The following is a 16,534-nucleotide window of genomic DNA, read 5'->3' on the forward strand; positions in this document are numbered from 1 at the left end:
GGGCGACCTCCGCCGCAGGCTTCCCAGTCTCCAACACGATGCGTACCGCACCCTCACGGAACGGCGCGTCGTACGACCGTCGCTTCCCACCCATGACCCTCAACTTCCGCTTCAGTCACACCTCCACGCTACGAGGGGAAGGTCACTGCGCAGCTTCCTGCTCTCTGCGTGGTCCGTGCCTGCTTTGGAGGCGAGTTCTGCACGGTTGGCCGACTGGCTCGACGGGCCCGGCGCGGCGACACCACTCCCAGATGTGGCGCACACGCTGGCGCTGCGGCGCTCCCACGCCATGGAGCGGCTGGCGGTAGTGGCCCGTTCCCATGACGAATTGGTGGACCGGCTGCGCGCGTACGTCGTTGGCAAGACGGTCCCTGGCGTGGTCAGTGACTTCACGCGCGGTCCTGGCGCTGGAGCACCGGTGTGGGTCTTCAGCGGGCACGGGTTCCCAATGGGCCGGCATGGGAAGGGAGCTACTCGAGACGGAGCCGGCCTTTGCTCGCGCCGTCGCCGAGCTGGACCCTCTTGTCGCAAAAGAATCTGGCTTCTCGCCGCTGGCACTGATGCGCTCACGCGCCGAGGTCAGCCGCGTCGACCAGGTACAGCCGATGATCTTCGCCATGCAGATCGGACTCGCCCGCGCCCTGCGCTCCTATGGAGTGGAGCCGGCTGCGGTCGTGGGCCATTCGATGGGGGAGGTCGCCGCTGCCGTGGTAGCGGGCGCGCTCAGCCTTGAGGACGGGGTGCGCGTGATCTGCCGTCGGTCGCTGCTGTGCCTCCCCGACGCCGAGGCGGGCACGGGGGCGATGGGTGTGGTGGAACTCGACCATGCCAAAGTCAGCGAAGAGATTGCCAACCTCCCCGACGTGGACATCTCTGTACTCGCCGCTCCGCAGTCCACTGTGATCAGTGGGAAGACGGCCACGGTGCAGCGTCTGGTCAGCACATGGGACGCCAATGGCACGCCCGCGCGAATGATCGCTGTTGACTTTGCCTCGCATTGTTCGCTGACACGCCCGCTTGCGGATGCTCTCGCTGCTTCGCTGCATGAGCTGCGGCCCCGCCGGCCGGATGTGCCCTTCTACACCACCGTTCTCGAGGATCCGCGCGAAGAGCCTGCCTTCGATGCCGCGTACTGGGCAGCCAACATGCGGTGTCCAGTGAAGGCGGTGAGTGCTGCTCTGGCCCTGGCTGAGGACGGCTTCCGGCTGTTCCAGGACATCTCACCGCACCCTGTGGCCGTCCATCCCCTGGCCCAGACACTCAATGTCGTTGCCGATCCGGTTGTCCTTGCGACTCTGCGCTCAGGGCAGGACCAGGAGCTCGCGCTGCATACTGCGGTCGCCGCCCTGCACTGCGCGGGCTACCAGGTGGAGTGGAATCGCTGGTACTCCGATGGGGCGCTCGTCGACGCTCCCGCGACCACCTGGGAGCGACGCCGTCACATGATTGATCTGCGCAAGAGGCCCAGAGCGACCACAACCGTGCGAGAGGTGACCAGCGATGAAGCCGCTCCGGCCGCCATCGGTGACGTACTTGCTGACCTGAGAGGCACCGCCCCGGCCCCCGGACCCGGTCGCCGCTCGGTACACGAACGCCACGTGAGTGCACAACTGCGGGCTCTGCTGCGGCTGCGCTCGCGTCACATCGACCCGCACACGGCCTTCTCCGACCTTGGCCTGGACTCTCTGCGTGCCGTCGAACTCCGAGGCCGGCTCCAGAGCGCCCTGCACATCCCCCTTCCCGTGGCGGCCGTTTGGACTCATCCCAGCATCCACTCCCTCAGTGCTCATCTGGAGGACATGCTCAACCTGGATGCACCGCTTCAACATGAGGAGGCATGACTACGATGCCCATGTCCCCCACACTCGGCCACGCCCGCCACGAGCAGCCACAGCCTTCCGGGGGGAGTGTCACGTCCGCTGACGGCCTTGTAGGTGTGTGGTCGCTCGTCTCGTTCTCCATCATCGACGAGACTGGACACACGCTTCTTGTCCCCATGGGGCCGAAGCCAAGCGGCCTGCTCGTCTACACCGCCGATGGCCACATGTCGGCCCACCTCCTGGATCCCGGACGACACGGCGCCGGACCTGCCACCGGACCCGATGCCGAACCGGTCGACCCGAGCAGCGTGGAAGCCGTTGCCCAAGCCAACTCGTACATTGGGTACGGCGGAACCTACGAGTGCCGGGGGAACCTTGTCTTGCACCAGGTCCACGTCGCCTCCGTGCCGCAGTGGATAGCGACTCAGCAAAAGCGTCGCCTGCAGCTGGCCGGCAACGCGCTGACCCTGTGGTCGCCGACCACACAGACCGGCGGGCACGAGCGGACCCCGTGCCTCGTCTGGCGCCGCCTTACTGGAGCCGCGTGATGACCGCTGCCCGCTCCCGGTTCATCGGCCTCCCGGCAGGCCAGTTCCACTATCTTAGCTGGGGGACCGATCAATCGGCCAATCCTCCGGCGGTCCTCCTCCACGCGAACGCGGGATCCGCCGCGAGCTGGTCGCGGGTGGGCCCCGCCCTGGCCGACCGCTTCCGTGTCTTCGCCCCCGACCTGCGAGGGCACGGCGACAGCGCCAAACCACCAGTCGGCTCCTACGGCCTGCGCAGGGCAGCCGGCGACATCCGTGCCTTCACCGACACTCTGGAACTGGCCGAACCACTGCTCATCGGGCATTCCTGGGGCGCGGCCGTCGCCCTCGCCTTCGCCACAGGCGCCGAGTCGCCAGTCCACGCCCACCCTCTTGGGCCTCGTGCTGGAAGACCCACCACCCGCAATGTCCCCCACGCGACAGAATCAGCAGCTGAACGACCTAACCCAAGCCATCATGCTGCCCGCCGGAGCGGATCGACGAGGCGGCGAATGTGGCGGTGTTGTGGTCGGTGCCGACGTTCACCCAGCCGGTGTTCGCGGCCATGTCGTAGATCCCGTACGGGATGACGGACTCCCCATGGGGGCCGGCGAAGAAGCTGTGGTCCTCGACTTCGACAGGCTGTCCGGCCGGCCGCCATTCCTGTCCGGGCATCGGCAGCTGCCCGATCTGTTCTTTCTTCTTCGCGTCCACGCTGATCACCGGCTGGCCCGCAGCCTGGTGTTCCTTGACCTGCTCGTTGATATAGCGGAACTGCGCGTCCCGATCCGGGCGTTGATCGCCTTCCAGGGTCTTGGCGGTGCCCTGCAGGCTGAACCCGTGTTCCTTGAGCAGCCGGCCCACCGTGGGCGCGGTCACGCGATGCCCTTGCCGGGACAGCTCTGCGGCCAGGTGCCGCAGTGACTTCGTCGTCCAGCGCAGCGGCGACATCGGATCATTGGGCTCGTCGGGTTCGACCAGCGCCATCAGCGCCGGAACCAGCTCAGGATCGATCGCCTCGACCCGCATGCGCCCGCCACCAGGGCGCCGGACACGCCCTTCGCGCAGCGGATCGACCGCAGCCTCGAGTTCGAACACGCCCTTGCGTACAGTCGTCTCGCTGACCTCGGCTATCCGCGCAACCAGCCCGGCGCCCCCATGCCCGAGCAACCGGGCCTCGGTCGCCAACGCCAGGCGCCGTTGACGCTCGTTCAGGTGCGGGAGCAGAACATCGAACCGTCGCGCCAACTGACTGCGGACCTCGTCGGATATTCGCCTACCACATCAACGAGATCGTCTCCGCCAAGCAACGCGTTGTTTCTTGACGGCTTCACTCGATCCGCAGCAGCATCCGCTACTGCGCTCGCCAGGACTGGGACAAGGTCGCCAAGGACCTGAAACCCGTCTACGCCGCGCCGAGCGACGCCGCCGCGACCGAGCGGTTCCTGGAGTTCTCCGAGAAGTGGGGCACCAAGTATCTGGCCGTGGTCAAGTTGTGGTCCGACGCCTGGGCCGAGGCCTGGCAGCGTAGGCGGGCCCGAACCGCTCGCACCACAGCCGGATCGCCTCGTACGACACCTGGATGCCTCGCTCGAACCGCAGCTCTTGCACATCACGGAAGGACAGAAGGAAACGGTGGTACAGCCAGACCGCGTGCAAGATCACCTCCGACGGCAACCGGAAGCCCTTGGACGACGGCGCAGCACTGTCCACCAGCAGACCCCTCCCACGATATCCACCAAGATCAACGCGCCCCGCCCCTCAACTTGATAACACCCGACAGCCCAGGGGCGGAAGGCCCTCACTGCCGTAGCTGCGGGGCATACGCGCGCACTGCTGCGGTCATCTCGTGGGGGAACGGCTCTGGTCGTGTGTGTCCGTTCGGGCCGCGCATACAGGCGACGCGCTGGCGGCCGCGGGCGAAGAGTACTTCTCCCACACCGGGACGGTCGATGATGTAGTCGAAGGTGAATTCGAGCTGGGTTTGCGTCAGCTCCGTCGGCTTCAGGCGGATCGCGATCTCATCAAATGCGGTGATCTCCGCGAAGAACTCGCATTCCACCTTGATGGTGAACAGTTTGAGGTCCTTCTGGAGTTCCTGCAGGACCGTGGGTGCGTGCTGGCGGAGGAAGAGTTCCCGGCAGCGGCCCTGCCAGCTGAGGTAGTTCACGTAGTACACGTTGCCCACGAAGTTGGTGTCCTCGAAGCTCACGATGTGCCGGTACTCGAAGTAGTCCGCCATGTCCTAGCTCCGTTCGGATGCGATGGTCCCGCTCTCACCGTTGGCAAGGACGGCGAAGACGACGGGCTGCCGGATATCGCGCAGTGTGGTCACGAAGGTCGCGATCCGCAGTTCGCCGGAGGTGAAGGTCACCCAGTTCATCTTGGTGCGGGGAGCGAGCGTCAGGGGAGCGCCGGTGCCAAGGCCGGTCTTCTTGAGGCACTCGATGGCGCTCCATACCCGGGTGGCCGCGGAGTCCGGTGTTTCTGCGGTCTCAGCTGCCACGAGGGCGGCGAGCGGGTTGTGCTCGCCGAGCAGGCCCTGCCAGTCGTCCCGGGAGCGGATGATGACCGCCTCGACGTCGCAGGCCACGATGTGTTCGGCGGTGTCGGAGACCACGCCGAGGGTGATGCCGGGGCCGTGCGCGGCCGAGACGTGCCGTGCCTGGTCGATGTCCGGACGGCCGTCGGGGCGCCAGCGGACCTCGGTGGGGCGACCGAGGGCGCGCTGGAGGGCACGGGAGGTGCTGGCACGGCGTTCCTGTGTGCCGCCGCCGGTATGCGGTTCGGTGGCCAGTGCGAGGGGTGTGCCGAGGACCTCGATGAGTGTCCGTTCCAGGTAGGGGCCGAGGAGCGCGGGGATCCATGGGCCCGCGCCGTCGGTTTTGCGTACGGCGTGCAGGGCGAGGCCTTCCCAGCGCTCGACGAGTTCGCCCTCAACGGTGCGCACGGCGATGTCGTAGACGTGGGTGTCGTCGTTGTGGTGACGCTCGGTGGCGCAGTAGCGCAGTTGGTCGGGGGTATCGGTGGTGGATCCGAGCGGGTAGATGCGTTCGACGTGGGAGGGCAGGAGCGTTCCTTCGGGGATGCACGCCTGGAATCCGTGCATCAGCGCGTCCCTCATCCCGGGATCGGCAAGCAGCAGTGTGTCGGGCAGGAAGTTCGCGAACCAGCCGGTCGGTGCCTGGAGCGAGACGTCTGCGTCCAGGTTTTGTGCCGCGGCCCGGTGGAGGCGGAGCAGCCGGTGGAAGCGGGGGCCTTGGAAGTTGACGCCTCCGTACAGGTCGGTTCGCGGGTCGAGCGGTGCTGGCGGCACATTCGGGCTGGTCTGTTCGGGAGGCCCGTCGGGGATGGCGGTGTCGCGGTAGACGAGCCGGGCCCGGAAGTGCTCTGCCACGAAGCCGGTTTCCTCCGTGTGGAGGGCGACGGCGACCGTGTCGGGCCCGGTGACGGTGGCGGCGACACGCAGACGGGTGGTGCCGTCCAGTGGCACGACGATGGGGCGCAGGAAGCGGGCGTCCTCGATGGTGAGGGCGGCATCGTTGCGTCCGGTGAGGGCGGCGGCGGCCTGGGCCATCGCCTCCATGCCGAGCACCGCCGGGAGCAGCAGGTTGCCGTCGAGGGCGTGGTCGGCGAGGTAGGGGTCGGTTCCGGGGTTGAGTTCCACCTCGGTGACCAGCTCTACGTCGTGGTAGCGGATCAGCGGGGTGCCGATGAAACGCAGTAGGGGCAGCGGCGGCGCATGCCGGCGGAGTGTCTCGATGCCCTCCGTGCGGCCGGAGACCACCGTGACCACCGGGGCGTCGGGGTCGTCGATCAGCCGCAGCAAGAGGGCGATGCCCTGGTCGGGTGAGAGAGGGATGATGCCCTGGCGGGCGAGCGATTCGACGACGGAGAGCTTTTCCCCCATGCCGACGCCGGACCACACCGACCATTCCAGGCACCGGGCACGGCAGGCGGGGTGAGTGCGGGCGATGTGTTCCGTGGTCGCGGCCAGCCATTCGTTGGCGGTGGCGTAGTGGGCTTCGCCGCGCAGGCCGGCGCGGCCGATGATGGAGCCGAAGGTGACCAGGAGTTTGAGGTTTTCTTCACCGACCGCGTCGAGGACCGTGTGCAGCCCGTCGACCTTGGGGGCGAAGGTGGAGGCGAAATCCTCGGCGGTAAGGGTGCTGAGGGGTGCGGGCTCGTTGCGGCCCGCGCCGTGCAGCACGGCGGTGACCGGGCCAAGGCAGTCGGCCAGTTCGGCAACGGCGTCCCGTACCCGATCGGGGTGGCTGACGTCGGCGGCGGCGTAGCGTACCTGCACTCCCGCGGCGGTCATGCGGCGCAGGTTGGCGGCGAGGGTCTCGTCGGTGGCGGGGTGGGAGCGGCCGATGATGGCGAGGTGCGCCCCGGTCTGTTGGGCGAGGGCGAGTGCGCATTCGGCGGTGATGCCCTTGCCCCCGCCGGTGACGAGCAGCACGTCGCCGGCGCCGAGGACGCGGTCGGTGCGCGCGGCGGCGACCGGCAGGGCCCGTAGCGTGGGCACGGTGCGTACACCGCCTGCGTCGTAGTGGGCCTCGGTGAACGAGGTGGTCGCGGCGACCTCGGCCACCACGTGCTCGACCGCGTCGCCCGACATCGGGATGTGCACGATGGTCGTCTTCAGGTGCGGGGCCTCCTGGTGCAGAGTCTTGGCGAGCCCGGCGGCACCGTGGCCCGACTGGACCAGGACGAAGCGGCGGTCGAGGTTACCCGCGAGGGCGTCCTTCGCGCCGTTGAGCGCCTGCTCGATGTGCCCGGGAGGGCAGTCAGCCGCCAGGCACACCAGCACACCGGCTCCGACCCGCGCGCTCTCCAGGGCCTGCTGGAGGTCCTGGGCCAAGGGATGGGCGGAGTCGGCGAACAGCTGCCAGGCACCACGGTTCTGCCCGGGTACGGCCGGGGCCAGGGGCAGCTCGTCGAGGTCGACGCGGAAGGCCCGCGCCCAGGGGGCGGCGCCGGACACCAAGGCAGCGCTCCCGTCGCCGGGCCGACTGGTCTGCGCCAGCGATTCGAGTGCCTCGGCGAGTTGGCCCAGCGTGGCCGTCGCGAAGTTGGTGGGTGCCTGAGCCGTGGTGAGACCGAACTGGGTGGCGGCCTGATTGATGATCTGGCCGATCGTGATCGAGCTCATGTGCAGCTCATCGAGAATGCGGCAGTCGTCGGACACCAACTCGGGCGGCATTTCGGCTCGTTCGGCGACCAGGACGCGCAGCACCTCCAGGGGCGTCCGGTCGGCCGTAGCGTCGGCTTCTCGCGTGAGACGGGAGTCTTCGGGAGTCTTCCCTCGCCCTGCGGTCTGCGCGGCGGGAAGATTGGTGGGGGGAGCCGCCTCGCAGGGGCTGGCGAGAAAGCTGAACTCGGCGCCGATCTCCAGGGGCCGGGTCAGCCGGTCGTGGAAGAGCCGCTCGTGGAGCAGCGGTGCACCGATGACGTAGGCGGCGCCGATCACGTGGAGCAGTGCCCGCAGCGACTCGTCGTCGGTGTCGAGGGCGATGGCCGGCACGTCGGTGAGGCCGGTGGCGAGGTGGGAAAGGACCTGGCCGGGGCCGACCTCGACGAACAGGTCGAGGTCCTGTGCCGCCTGCTGAACGGCCTGCGCGAACAGCACCGGGCCGGTGATCTGCTGGCGCAGCACCTTGGCCAGATCCTCGTCCTCCTCCAGCTCCGCGCCGGTGACGGTGGATACGATGTGCCGCTGAACGGGCCCGAAGGTGATGCCGTCGAGCCACTGTCCGAAGGACTCGGCGGCCGGGGCGACCAGGGGCGAGTGGAAGGCGTGCGACACGGCGAGCCGGGTGCAGGTGATGCCCGCCCGCGCGGCCTTGGCTGCGACGGTCTCGATGTCCTCGATGGGGCCGGAGACCACGGTCTGCCCGGGGCCGTTGTAGGCGGCGATGACGACGGGAAGACCGTCGAGGAGGGTCTTGGCCTGATCCGGCGTGGCGGCGAGGGAGATCATCGTGCCGCAGGCAGCGTGCTGGGCCATGGCCCGCCCGCGCACCCGCGCGGTGTCCAGAAGCATCGTGGCGTCCAGGGCGCCCGCCCAGTGCAGGGCGGAGAGTTCACCAAGGCTGTGGCCCACGGCCAGGTCGGCCTCGAGGCCGAGCCAGTCAAGGACGCGCAGGCCTGCGGTGGAGCCGGTGACGATGCGCGGCTGCGCCACGTCGGTGGCGACCATGTCGCCGGTGGTGGGCAGACCTGCCTGGTCGAAGACCTCGCCGGCCACCGCGAAGCGGCGGCGCAGCGCTCCTCCGCCGGTACCCCTCCCCGAGCCCTGGCCGGGGAAGAGGAAACCGATACGGGGCTCCTCGACGGCCCTGCCGAGGAAGATGCGCCCGTCGGCGGCGAACGGGAGGCTCTCGCCCGCGTCGACAGCTTCGATGAGCTGACGCAGCCGCGCTACCGCGTCCTCGGGTGAGGTCACCACCGCGGCCGCACGACAGGGCAGCTCCCCCAGTTCGCGCTGCAGCGTCGCCGCGAGATCGCCGATCTGCGCATAACTCAACCCGGCCGCGAAATCGGTGACGTGCACCATCCGCGCGCGCAGCGCCTCGATGGACGCGCCGTCCAGCAGCAGCAGCTCGCAGTCCTGCACGGAGTGGGCGAGGGTGGTGGCGCGTCGGCCCAGCCTGGTGCGGGGCTTGCCCGTGACCTGCTTGTCGAGGACGACGTGGGTGTTGATGCCGCCGAAGCCCATGGCCGTGATCCCGGCCCGGCGGGCCCCGCCCGTGGGCCATGCCTCGGCCTTGCGCAGCACCCGAAGATTGGCCTGATCACCGGTGAGCAGATCGTGCGGATCGACGCAGCCGATGGCGGGCGGCAGCATCCCGGCATCCACGGCCATCGCGGCCTTAATGAGTCCGGCGACACCGGCCGCGGCCTTGGTGTGGCCGATCATGCCCTTGATCGAGCTGATGACGGCGGTCGGCGCCTGCTGCCCGGCCTCGGCCCGCGCACCCATGATGGCCCGGAGTTCCGTGGCATCGCCAACCTGAGTACCGGTGCCGTGCCCCTCAAAGAGCGGCACGGTCTCGATGCCGAACCCAGCGCGCTCATAGGCCCGCCGGAGGGCGAGCCGGTAGCCGTTGACCTCGGGCCGGGTGATACCGCCCTGACCGTCGGAGGAGATGCCCCAACCGGCAACGCTCGCGTAGATGCGCAGGCCCGCGGCGATCGCGTCCTGTTCGCGCATCAAGACGACCATGCCGCAGCCCTCGCCCGGCCAAAAGCCGTTGGAGCCGCGGTCGTACAGACGCATCTCCTTCTTGGCGAGCGCACCGGTCTTGGCGAAACCGATGATCTCGAACGGGTCGATGGACAGGTCCACACCGCCCGCGATCGCCACGTCGAGGTCGCCGCTGTGCAGGGACGTGGCGGCCGTGGTGACAGCCAGCAGCGATGAGGAACAGGCACCATCGACGGTGTAGCCGCCGCCGTTGAAGTCGAAGTAGTTGCAGATCCGCCCGGCGATGGTGTTCGCCAGACCACCCGCGAGGGTGTCCTCATCAATGGCCGGAAAGGGCCGCTTGTAGGCCTCTTCGAGACCGGCTAGGAAATCGGCGGTGCGGACCTCGTCCCAGTCTTGCGCCCCCAGCGCACCGGCCAGGACCCTGCGCACGTACGGCCAGCGCAGCCGCATCGTGTTGGCGCGGGAGAACTCACCGGTCAGGGTGTTGCCCACGACCACACCGGTGCGCTGCCTGGGCAGCTCCTCGGCCCCCGGGAATCCGGCATCAGCCAGCGCCCTGGCGGCAGTGTCGAGCGCCAGCCAGTGCGTGAGGTCCGTGGAGCGGTAGGTGCTGCCCGCGATGCGGTACGCGATACGGTCGAACTCGTAGCCCTCAAGCACCGCCGCATGACGGGCATAGAAGCGGTCCGGGGTCGCAGGGTCGGGATCCCAGTAGTCCTCCAGGCGCATGCGCCCATCCGGCAGGCGCCGGAAGGCGCGGCGTCCGGCCACCGCGTTCTCCCACAGCTCGCGCGGAGTCGTGGCGTCCGGGTAGCGGCACGCCATGCCGATGATCGCAATGTTTCCCAGGCCGTTGTTCACCGCAGACCTCCTTCGGCGGCGCCTCGCACCGGCGCCACTCACCGTGCAGACAACACTGGCCAGGCGCCCGCCCTTCGGGACCTGAGGCCCAACCCAAAACTTCGATAAGCGGTGCTGCGCCACGAGCCGTCGCTGCCGGCAGTTCTTCCAGCATCACAGCCGCAGCACCCTCACCCAGCACGAAGCCGTCCCGGTCCGGAGAGAACGGACAGGATGCATGCTCCGGATCCTCATCCGGGTCCGACAGCGCACCGATGTTGGTGAATGCGCCGAGCACGAACGGGCAGAGAGGAGCCTCGGCAGCCACTGCTAGCACCCGACTTGCCCGCCCGCTGACCACAGCGTCATAACCAGACCCGAGCGCGTCGAGTCCAGCTGTGCAGCCCGTCGAGACAGCCAGCGCCCCGCCATAGCCTCCGACGCCATACCGCGTGTGTGCCCAGTCGGTGACGTGATCGAAGGAGAACTGGCCTGGCGGCGGAATGCGACCTTCGCAGAAAGCGCTATCCAACTCCACGACGCCGCCGGTTGCAGTGGCGGTGACCAGGCGGGTATCCGCTCGTTCAGGTCCGGTTACAGTAGGCCCAACTCGAAGACGGCCTCAGCAATCGCCAGATCAGCGAAAGCCACGTAGCGGGGCAGCCCATCGACCACAGGAACTGCTGACCAGCGCCTTCATCGCAAGAGGAGTCACACGAATAGACTCACGCGACACTGGCCCAGGTCACCTCTGAGCGAGGGCATCCAACGCATTGTTGCGACGCCTCCTTGAATTTAACTTAGGGTGTATTGTGAGTCGCCTGCCAGGAGGTACGTGGTACAAAAGGTAGCCATCCGTGAAGCCATTGTGCTCGCTGAACATTGTGGCCCGCAGTCGCACTACCCTGACGGCAACTCATGACCAGGACGACCAGCAAGGCTGCGATCTGTTCATTGTTGGGACGGCCGCGGACTACCCGAGCGGCCAAAACATCGGGAAGGGTAAAGGTTCTCGCCATGGCGGTGGGCTCCTTGAGGATGCACCCGCTGAGGACGTCAAACAGTGAACCGCGCAAAGCACGCCTTGTCGGCGTGGGGTGGCCGAAGGCCAGCGCCAAGCCGCCGCATGCGCCCTTGACCACTCGAAGCTGTCCGCCCACTTCTCGATCGGACGGCCCCGGCGCCTTCCGCCGTCTTTACGCCTGCGGCCAAATACCTTGTTGGTAGCCGTTCCTGCCGTCTTCTCTCTGCATTACCAGAATGGATATTTGTTGGTCTACGCAATCCCGCCGTCAGGCGCTAGCTCCCCGGAGCCGAACAACCTGCTGCGAAATTTGGCCAACCTATTTTCGGCCTGTTCTCGAGACAAGTACACCTGATAGCCGGTTATGCCACAAGATCCTGACTAGCTTCACGCGTGAACGCGTTGAACACCCATAAAGTAGATAATCGGATTATCGTAACCTTCCCTGCTGTTCGGGCGTCGCTGAAATGTGCGATGTGCCGGGTTGGTGCCGGTGGGGGTGTCAGTGACGACATGTCAGGCCAGGGTGATTTCCCTATTCGAGCGTTCGCGAAGGACAGCGTCACTTTCGTGGAGCGGTATCTGCAGGTTCTGATGGCCCACAGACACGTTTTTCTGCGACCGAACAGCGGCCTGGAGGTATTCGTACGAAGGACCCTCCGCCGGCTGCGCTCGTAGCACCGCCCCCGCTCCTGGCACTCGATCTGCCAAGGCCCTCTCCGTCAGCCTTGGGTGAGACGTCCCGCTTCGTCGGGTTAGCCTGAGAGGGCACTACAGGAGAACCACCCCTCATGACCAGCACAAGCCCGCCCGGGTCGGATCCGGCTCCCCGGCCGAAGCGCCTCACTTTCAGTCCCGAGTACAAGCTGCGGATCGTGGCTGAGTACGACGCCGCGCCCAAGAACGAGGAGGGTGCGGTCCTGCGCCGGGAGCGGCTGTACCACTCGCACGTCAAGGAATGGCGGGCCGCGCGGGACGCCGGGGCGCTGGAGAAGCTGGTCGACCGGCGCACCAGCCCGGCGAGGCCGAAGAAGCCGGCTGCCGAGGCGGAGAACGAGAAGCTGCGCCGCCAGGTGGAACGGCTGGAGAAGGGACTGGCCCGGAACAAGGCTGCGTTGGAGGTCATGGGAAAAGCCTCCGCGCTCTTGAAAACGATCTCCGAGGGCGCGGACTGAACGCTGCCGTCGGCCCGGTGGTCGGCGACGCGTTCACCGGCGTCGAGGGCGAGCTCGGTATCACGGCCGCCTGCTGGCTGACCGGCCGCTCCAGAGCCACCCACTACCGCCGGCTCCGTCCCTCGCCACCACGCAGACCCCGCCGGCAGCAGGTCCATCCCTCAGCTTTGTCGGCCGAGGAACGGGCTGCGGTACTGGAGTTGATGAAGAGCGTCGAGTACGCCGAGCTGCCGCCCGCGCAGATCTGGGCCCGCGAGCAGGACGCTGGGCGCTACCACTGCTCCGTCTCCACGATGTACCGGATCCTGCGCGGAAAGGGGCAGTCCGGCGAGCGCCGCCGCCAGGCCACCCACCCGGCCAAGACGGTGCCCGAGCTGGTCGCCACCGGGAACGTTGTCCCGGGTCATGATGCTGCTCCCTTGAGCAGAGGAATCGAGGACAGCGGACACCTGGGGTGGTGTCGTCCACGTGGGGATGGTGCGCGCCTCGCGGTCGGCGGTCCTCCTGCGGCACTCTGCCTGACATCTCGTCTGGGAGGGGAAAAGCCCGATCGGCCGGTACCTGGCCGCCCTGTCCTTCATCCTGGGACACATGACGTCCAGTGACCCCGCCCGGCACACCCGCAGCCATCGATCACAGCGGTGACGCGGTACGAAATCTTCAACTACCTGCTCGGGTATCGAGCCCCTGGTGGGGGAGACTGGACGAGGTTACGTTCCTGGAGGACCTCTACGACCTGGACCAACCTACGTCCGAGAACAGCCGACTCCCGCCCATCCGCGCTGACATCCAGCAGCACCGGATTAACAACTACGACCTGCCCGACGACTGGATCTTCGAGGACTCTCGGTTGGAGCTCTCCGACGGACCGGACGAGGTGCTGCTCGCCTTCCTGGCGCGAACCGTCCATCCCGAGGTCGCGGCTGGTGCCGAGGAGACGACGAAGCAGGTCGAGGAGCTGAACCGGCTGCTGGCAGCCGACCGATGGGGAAACGCGCAGGCTAGTGGTCTAGTCTCAAGGCGCTCGCAGTCCGTGCGGGCCTCAACTGCCAGGAGGAATCCGTAAAGATGGCCTTTCCCGTGAAGCTTTTACGCAGGAGTCGCCGGGTCTTACTCCCCGCGCTCGTCGCGGCTTCGGCCCTGGCGCCCTGGCCAGCCCAGGCCGACCAGAGCAATCATCTCGGTGCTGAGGGGGGTGGGCGTGTCCTTGTACGGACGTCGAGTGGTTGGGTGCGGGGCAAGGCCACTGATCAGGGGCGGGAGTTCCTTGGCATTCCCTATGCGCAGGCGCCCACGGGTGCTCTGCGCTGGCGTGCGCCCAAGCCTGCCCCCGGCTGGGTAGGGGTCAAGGATGCCACCCGGTTCGGTAACAACTGTCCGCAGAGTGCCTTTTGGATACCGGGCTACGAGAAGGATCAGACGACTGAGGACTGTCTCGACGTCAACGTCTACACCCCACCCGCCACCCGGCACACGGGCAAGCTGCCGGTCATGGTGTTCACCCACGGTGGCGGCAACGTGGGCGGTGCGGGACGCGACATCGTCCCCGATACCTTCGCGCGCAGGACCAACACCGTCGTCGTGACCTTCAACTACCGCCTCGGGGCGATGGGGTTCCTGACCCTGCCCGGCACCACCGGCAATTTCGCCCTGCTCGACCAGCAGGCCGCGATGCGCTGGACACAGGTCAACATCGCGCGCTTCGGCGGGGATCCCGCGCGGGTCACCATCGCCGGTGAGTCGGCAGGCGGCGGTGCGGTCTGCACTCAGCTCGCTTCCCCGACCAGCCGCGGCCTGTACCGGGCTGCCATCATCGAAAGTGGCGCCTTCTTCGACTGCGCCGGCAAGAGCCGCAAGGATGCCGTCTCCGTCGGCCTTGCTTTCGCCGCCAAGCTGGGCTGCACGCATCCGGCGACCGCGGCAGACTGCCTGCGCGCCAAGCCCGCCAAAGACATCCTCAAAGCGCAGCAGGGCACCAGTATTTTCCACGAATGGAACTACACCATCGGCGGACCTGAACTGCCGCTACAGCCCTCCGCCGCGTTCACCGCAGGCCGCGCCTCCCATGTCCCCGTCATGAACGGCGCCAACAGCAACGAGGGCCTGTCCTTCACCTATGACAGCTTCGACCGCTTAGGTCACCCGCTGACCGCCGACGCCTACCCCAAGGCCCTCGTCTCGGCCTTCGGTCAAACCGCGGGCTCCCGCGCGCTGGCCCAGTATCCGCTCGACGCCTACGCCCGGCCTGACTATGCCTATGCCGCTGCTTTCGGTGACCAGCTCTTCGCCTGCCCGGCACTACGCACCGACCAGCGCCTCTCCACGCGCGGACGTGTCTACACCTACGAATTCGCCGACCGCACCTCCCCCCTGTCCGCAAACCTGCCACAGCATGCCGACTTCGACTTCGGCGCAACCCACGCGGCCGAGCTGAACTACCTTTTCAAACCGTACGGCCTCGCCGCACACCTCAACCCTGAGCAGCGGGCGCTGTCCGCGCAGATGACCACCTACTGGGGCTCCTTCCTCCACGACTTCGTGCCACGGGCTCACATGCAGCAGACGATGCCGGAGCAGAGCGCACACCCCGGCTACGTACTTGAGCTGCGCACCGCACCCGCCGGCGGCAATGCCACGACGGCGAACCTGCGGGCCGTCCACCACTGCGATCTGTGGGACACCGCTCCCCTACCGGTAGTTCGTTAAATTCGGCGGTGGTGTGGGTTGACGGCAGGTCGGGTTGGCCGTAGGCCGGTGGGAGGACTCAACTGGCGTGCTTGGGACTGAAGATTGACCGCTCGCCGTCCGTGTCCGCCTGCGCCGGGGCCGTTGGAGGACTACGCGGCCCGGTTCGACGACCTCTTCTTCAGTCTCGCCCAGCGGCGGGGCTTTCGCGAGTATCTGACCGGACTGTTGGCGCCGCGGGAGCGGAACAAGACGATCACCTGCCTGGCAGGGGCGGAACCGGTTGCGGGTGCGGGGATGCCGGGGGTGCAGCGGCTGCAGTTCTTCCTGTCCGAGTCTCCCTGGGAGGCCGAGCAGGTCAACGACCGGCGGCTTGAACTGCTGCGCGAGCAGTCGGCGACGGCTCCGCACGACGGCGGGGTCATCGTGATCGACGACTCCGGAGACCGCAAGGACGGCACGGCCACCGCGCACGTGGGCAGGCAGTGGCTGGGCCGGTTGGGCAAGACGGACAACGGCACCGTCACGGTGACCACGGTGTGGACCGACGGCCGCGTCTACTACCCGCTGCACACGACTCCCTACACCTCAGCCCCCCCACTTCGCCCGCGCCCGCGCCCGCTCCGATCCGTCCTTCCGTACGAAACCGCAGCTGGCCGCTGCCCTCGCGGCCCGCGGGAAGGAGGCGGGCTTCGGCTGCCGGGCGGTGGTCGCCGACTGCGCGTACTCCGTGAGCGACGACTGGTACCTCGCACTGCGCGAGGCCGCCCTGGCCTATGTGGTCGCGCTCAAGCCGCACCGCGGCACCTGGGCTCGGGCCGGCCAGCCGCACACCCCCATCGAAGCCGCCCATGCCCTGGCCTGGCGCGATGCCAAGCGTCCCGGAACCGCCGGCCGAGGGGCTGGCCGACAGGGTGCGCACCGCGCGCCAGCTCAGCAGCCTGTGGGTGCTGTACCTGAACAAGGAGCAGATCGCCTCGGTAGCCTATGCCTTCTACCTGCGCTCGATGAGCGGTTCGGTCGCCGCCGGCAACCGCTTCGCCCGCCAGTACGGCGTCGCCTACCGCGCCAACCGATCGACGGCAGCCTGCGGCTGATCGCAAGAGCTCGTGGAGGATCCGGACTCGCCGGTGGTGCCACAGCGAATGTGGGCACTGAACCGTTTTCATCCTGAATATGTGCAGGTCATCAGGGTGTGGACGGCTTGAACTGCTGTGCCGATGCGGCGGGTGGAGCAGCGTGCTCGCCGT

The 16,534-nt window shown here is 67.8% G+C and carries 11 protein-coding genes and 7 pseudogenes; 10 read left to right on the forward strand and 8 right to left on the reverse strand.

The window, feature by feature from the left end:
• Nucleotides 1–157: 157 nt before the first annotated feature.
• The 4 genes and pseudogenes from ACZ7GZ_RS39560 to ACZ7GZ_RS39575 all read left to right on the forward strand — a co-directional run.
• Nucleotides 158–349: pseudogene (locus ACZ7GZ_RS39560) on the forward strand (CurL C-terminal domain-containing protein); the annotation flags it as partial.
• Nucleotides 321–1,841, forward strand: a complete 1,521-nt coding sequence (locus tag ACZ7GZ_RS39565; protein ID WP_471032183.1) for an acyltransferase domain-containing protein — start codon at nucleotides 321–323, stop codon at nucleotides 1,839–1,841. The pseudogene ACZ7GZ_RS39560 and the gene ACZ7GZ_RS39565, both read left to right, overlap by 29 nt.
• 11 nt (nucleotides 1,842–1,852) lie before the next feature.
• Nucleotides 1,853–2,368, forward strand: coding sequence for a lipocalin-like domain-containing protein (locus ACZ7GZ_RS39570; protein ID WP_471032197.1), 516 nt, complete (start codon nucleotides 1,853–1,855; stop codon nucleotides 2,366–2,368).
• Entirely contained in the window at nucleotides 2,368–2,937 is a 570-nt protein-coding gene (locus tag ACZ7GZ_RS39575; RefSeq protein WP_471032184.1) for an alpha/beta fold hydrolase, read from the forward strand. The genes ACZ7GZ_RS39570 and ACZ7GZ_RS39575 overlap by 1 nt, the downstream gene beginning before the upstream one ends.
• Here ACZ7GZ_RS39575 and ACZ7GZ_RS39580 read toward each other — a convergent pair.
• A pseudogene (locus ACZ7GZ_RS39580) lies at nucleotides 2,837–3,619 on the reverse strand (ISAzo13 family transposase); the annotation flags it as partial. The gene ACZ7GZ_RS39575 and the pseudogene ACZ7GZ_RS39580 sit on opposite strands and share 101 nt — an antisense overlap.
• A 56-nt stretch (nucleotides 3,620–3,675) precedes the next feature.
• On the opposite strand from ACZ7GZ_RS39580, the pseudogene ACZ7GZ_RS39585 reads away from it, so the two are divergent.
• A pseudogene (locus tag ACZ7GZ_RS39585) lies at nucleotides 3,676–3,864 on the forward strand (transposase); the annotation flags it as partial.
• Here ACZ7GZ_RS39585 and ACZ7GZ_RS39590 read toward each other — a convergent pair.
• The 5 genes and pseudogenes from ACZ7GZ_RS39590 to ACZ7GZ_RS39610 form a co-directional block, all read right to left on the reverse strand.
• Nucleotides 3,851–4,060 (reverse strand): annotated as a pseudogene (locus tag ACZ7GZ_RS39590) (IS6 family transposase); the annotation flags it as partial. The pseudogenes ACZ7GZ_RS39585 and ACZ7GZ_RS39590 sit on opposite strands and share 14 nt — an antisense overlap.
• An 88-nt stretch (nucleotides 4,061–4,148) precedes the next feature.
• Nucleotides 4,149–4,589 carry an acyl-CoA thioesterase gene (locus ACZ7GZ_RS39595; RefSeq protein ID WP_471032185.1) on the reverse strand — a complete coding sequence of 147 codons (441 nt, stop codon included), beginning with the start codon at nucleotides 4,587–4,589 and terminating at the stop codon, nucleotides 4,149–4,151.
• A gap of 3 nt (nucleotides 4,590–4,592) precedes the next feature.
• Nucleotides 4,593–10,409: a type I polyketide synthase gene (locus ACZ7GZ_RS39600; RefSeq protein WP_471032198.1), complete on the reverse strand. Its 5,817-nt coding sequence runs from the start codon at nucleotides 10,407–10,409 to the stop codon at nucleotides 4,593–4,595.
• Between the two features lie 160 nt (nucleotides 10,410–10,569).
• A pseudogene (locus tag ACZ7GZ_RS39605) lies at nucleotides 10,570–10,938 on the reverse strand (beta-ketoacyl synthase N-terminal-like domain-containing protein); the annotation flags it as partial.
• A 262-nt stretch (nucleotides 10,939–11,200) separates the two neighbouring features.
• Nucleotides 11,201–11,419, reverse strand: a complete 219-nt coding sequence (locus tag ACZ7GZ_RS39610; protein WP_471032201.1) for an acyl-CoA carboxylase epsilon subunit — start codon at nucleotides 11,417–11,419, stop codon at nucleotides 11,201–11,203.
• Nucleotides 11,420–12,215: 796 nt separating this feature from the next.
• Here ACZ7GZ_RS39610 and ACZ7GZ_RS39615 point away from each other — a divergent pair.
• Nucleotides 12,216–12,599 (forward strand): hypothetical protein, encoded by a 384-nt coding sequence (locus tag ACZ7GZ_RS39615; RefSeq protein WP_471032187.1) that lies wholly within the window; start codon nucleotides 12,216–12,218, stop codon nucleotides 12,597–12,599.
• Between the two features lie 161 nt (nucleotides 12,600–12,760).
• On the opposite strand, the gene ACZ7GZ_RS39620 is transcribed toward ACZ7GZ_RS39615, so the two are convergent.
• Entirely contained in the window at nucleotides 12,761–13,006 is a 246-nt protein-coding gene (locus ACZ7GZ_RS39620) for a hypothetical protein (RefSeq protein WP_471032189.1), read from the reverse strand.
• A 194-nt stretch (nucleotides 13,007–13,200) separates the two neighbouring features.
• Between ACZ7GZ_RS39620 and ACZ7GZ_RS39625 the strand changes: the two genes are divergently transcribed.
• The 4 genes and pseudogenes from ACZ7GZ_RS39625 to ACZ7GZ_RS39640 all read left to right on the forward strand — a co-directional run bounded on the left by ACZ7GZ_RS39625 (nucleotide 13,201) and on the right by ACZ7GZ_RS39640 (nucleotide 16,381).
• The gene (locus ACZ7GZ_RS39625) at nucleotides 13,201–13,665 is read left to right on the forward strand and encodes an AbiJ-related protein (protein WP_471032191.1); all 465 of its coding nucleotides are present in this window, start codon (nucleotides 13,201–13,203) and stop codon (nucleotides 13,663–13,665) included.
• Nucleotides 13,666–13,667: 2 nt separating this feature from the next.
• Entirely contained in the window at nucleotides 13,668–15,305 is a 1,638-nt protein-coding gene (locus tag ACZ7GZ_RS39630) for a carboxylesterase/lipase family protein (RefSeq protein ID WP_471032194.1), read from the forward strand.
• A gap of 84 nt (nucleotides 15,306–15,389) precedes the next feature.
• Nucleotides 15,390–16,170: pseudogene (locus ACZ7GZ_RS39635) on the forward strand (IS701 family transposase); the annotation flags it as partial.
• Nucleotides 16,154–16,381 (forward strand): DUF6417 family protein, encoded by a 228-nt coding sequence (locus tag ACZ7GZ_RS39640; RefSeq protein ID WP_471032196.1) that lies wholly within the window; start codon nucleotides 16,154–16,156, stop codon nucleotides 16,379–16,381. The pseudogene ACZ7GZ_RS39635 and the gene ACZ7GZ_RS39640, both read left to right, overlap by 17 nt.
• A 68-nt stretch (nucleotides 16,382–16,449) precedes the next feature.
• On the opposite strand, the pseudogene ACZ7GZ_RS39645 reads toward ACZ7GZ_RS39640, so the two are convergent.
• A pseudogene (locus ACZ7GZ_RS39645) lies at nucleotides 16,450–16,534 on the reverse strand (IS5/IS1182 family transposase); the annotation flags it as partial.

This window comes from Streptomyces sp. NPDC037288 (assembly GCF_055603265.1).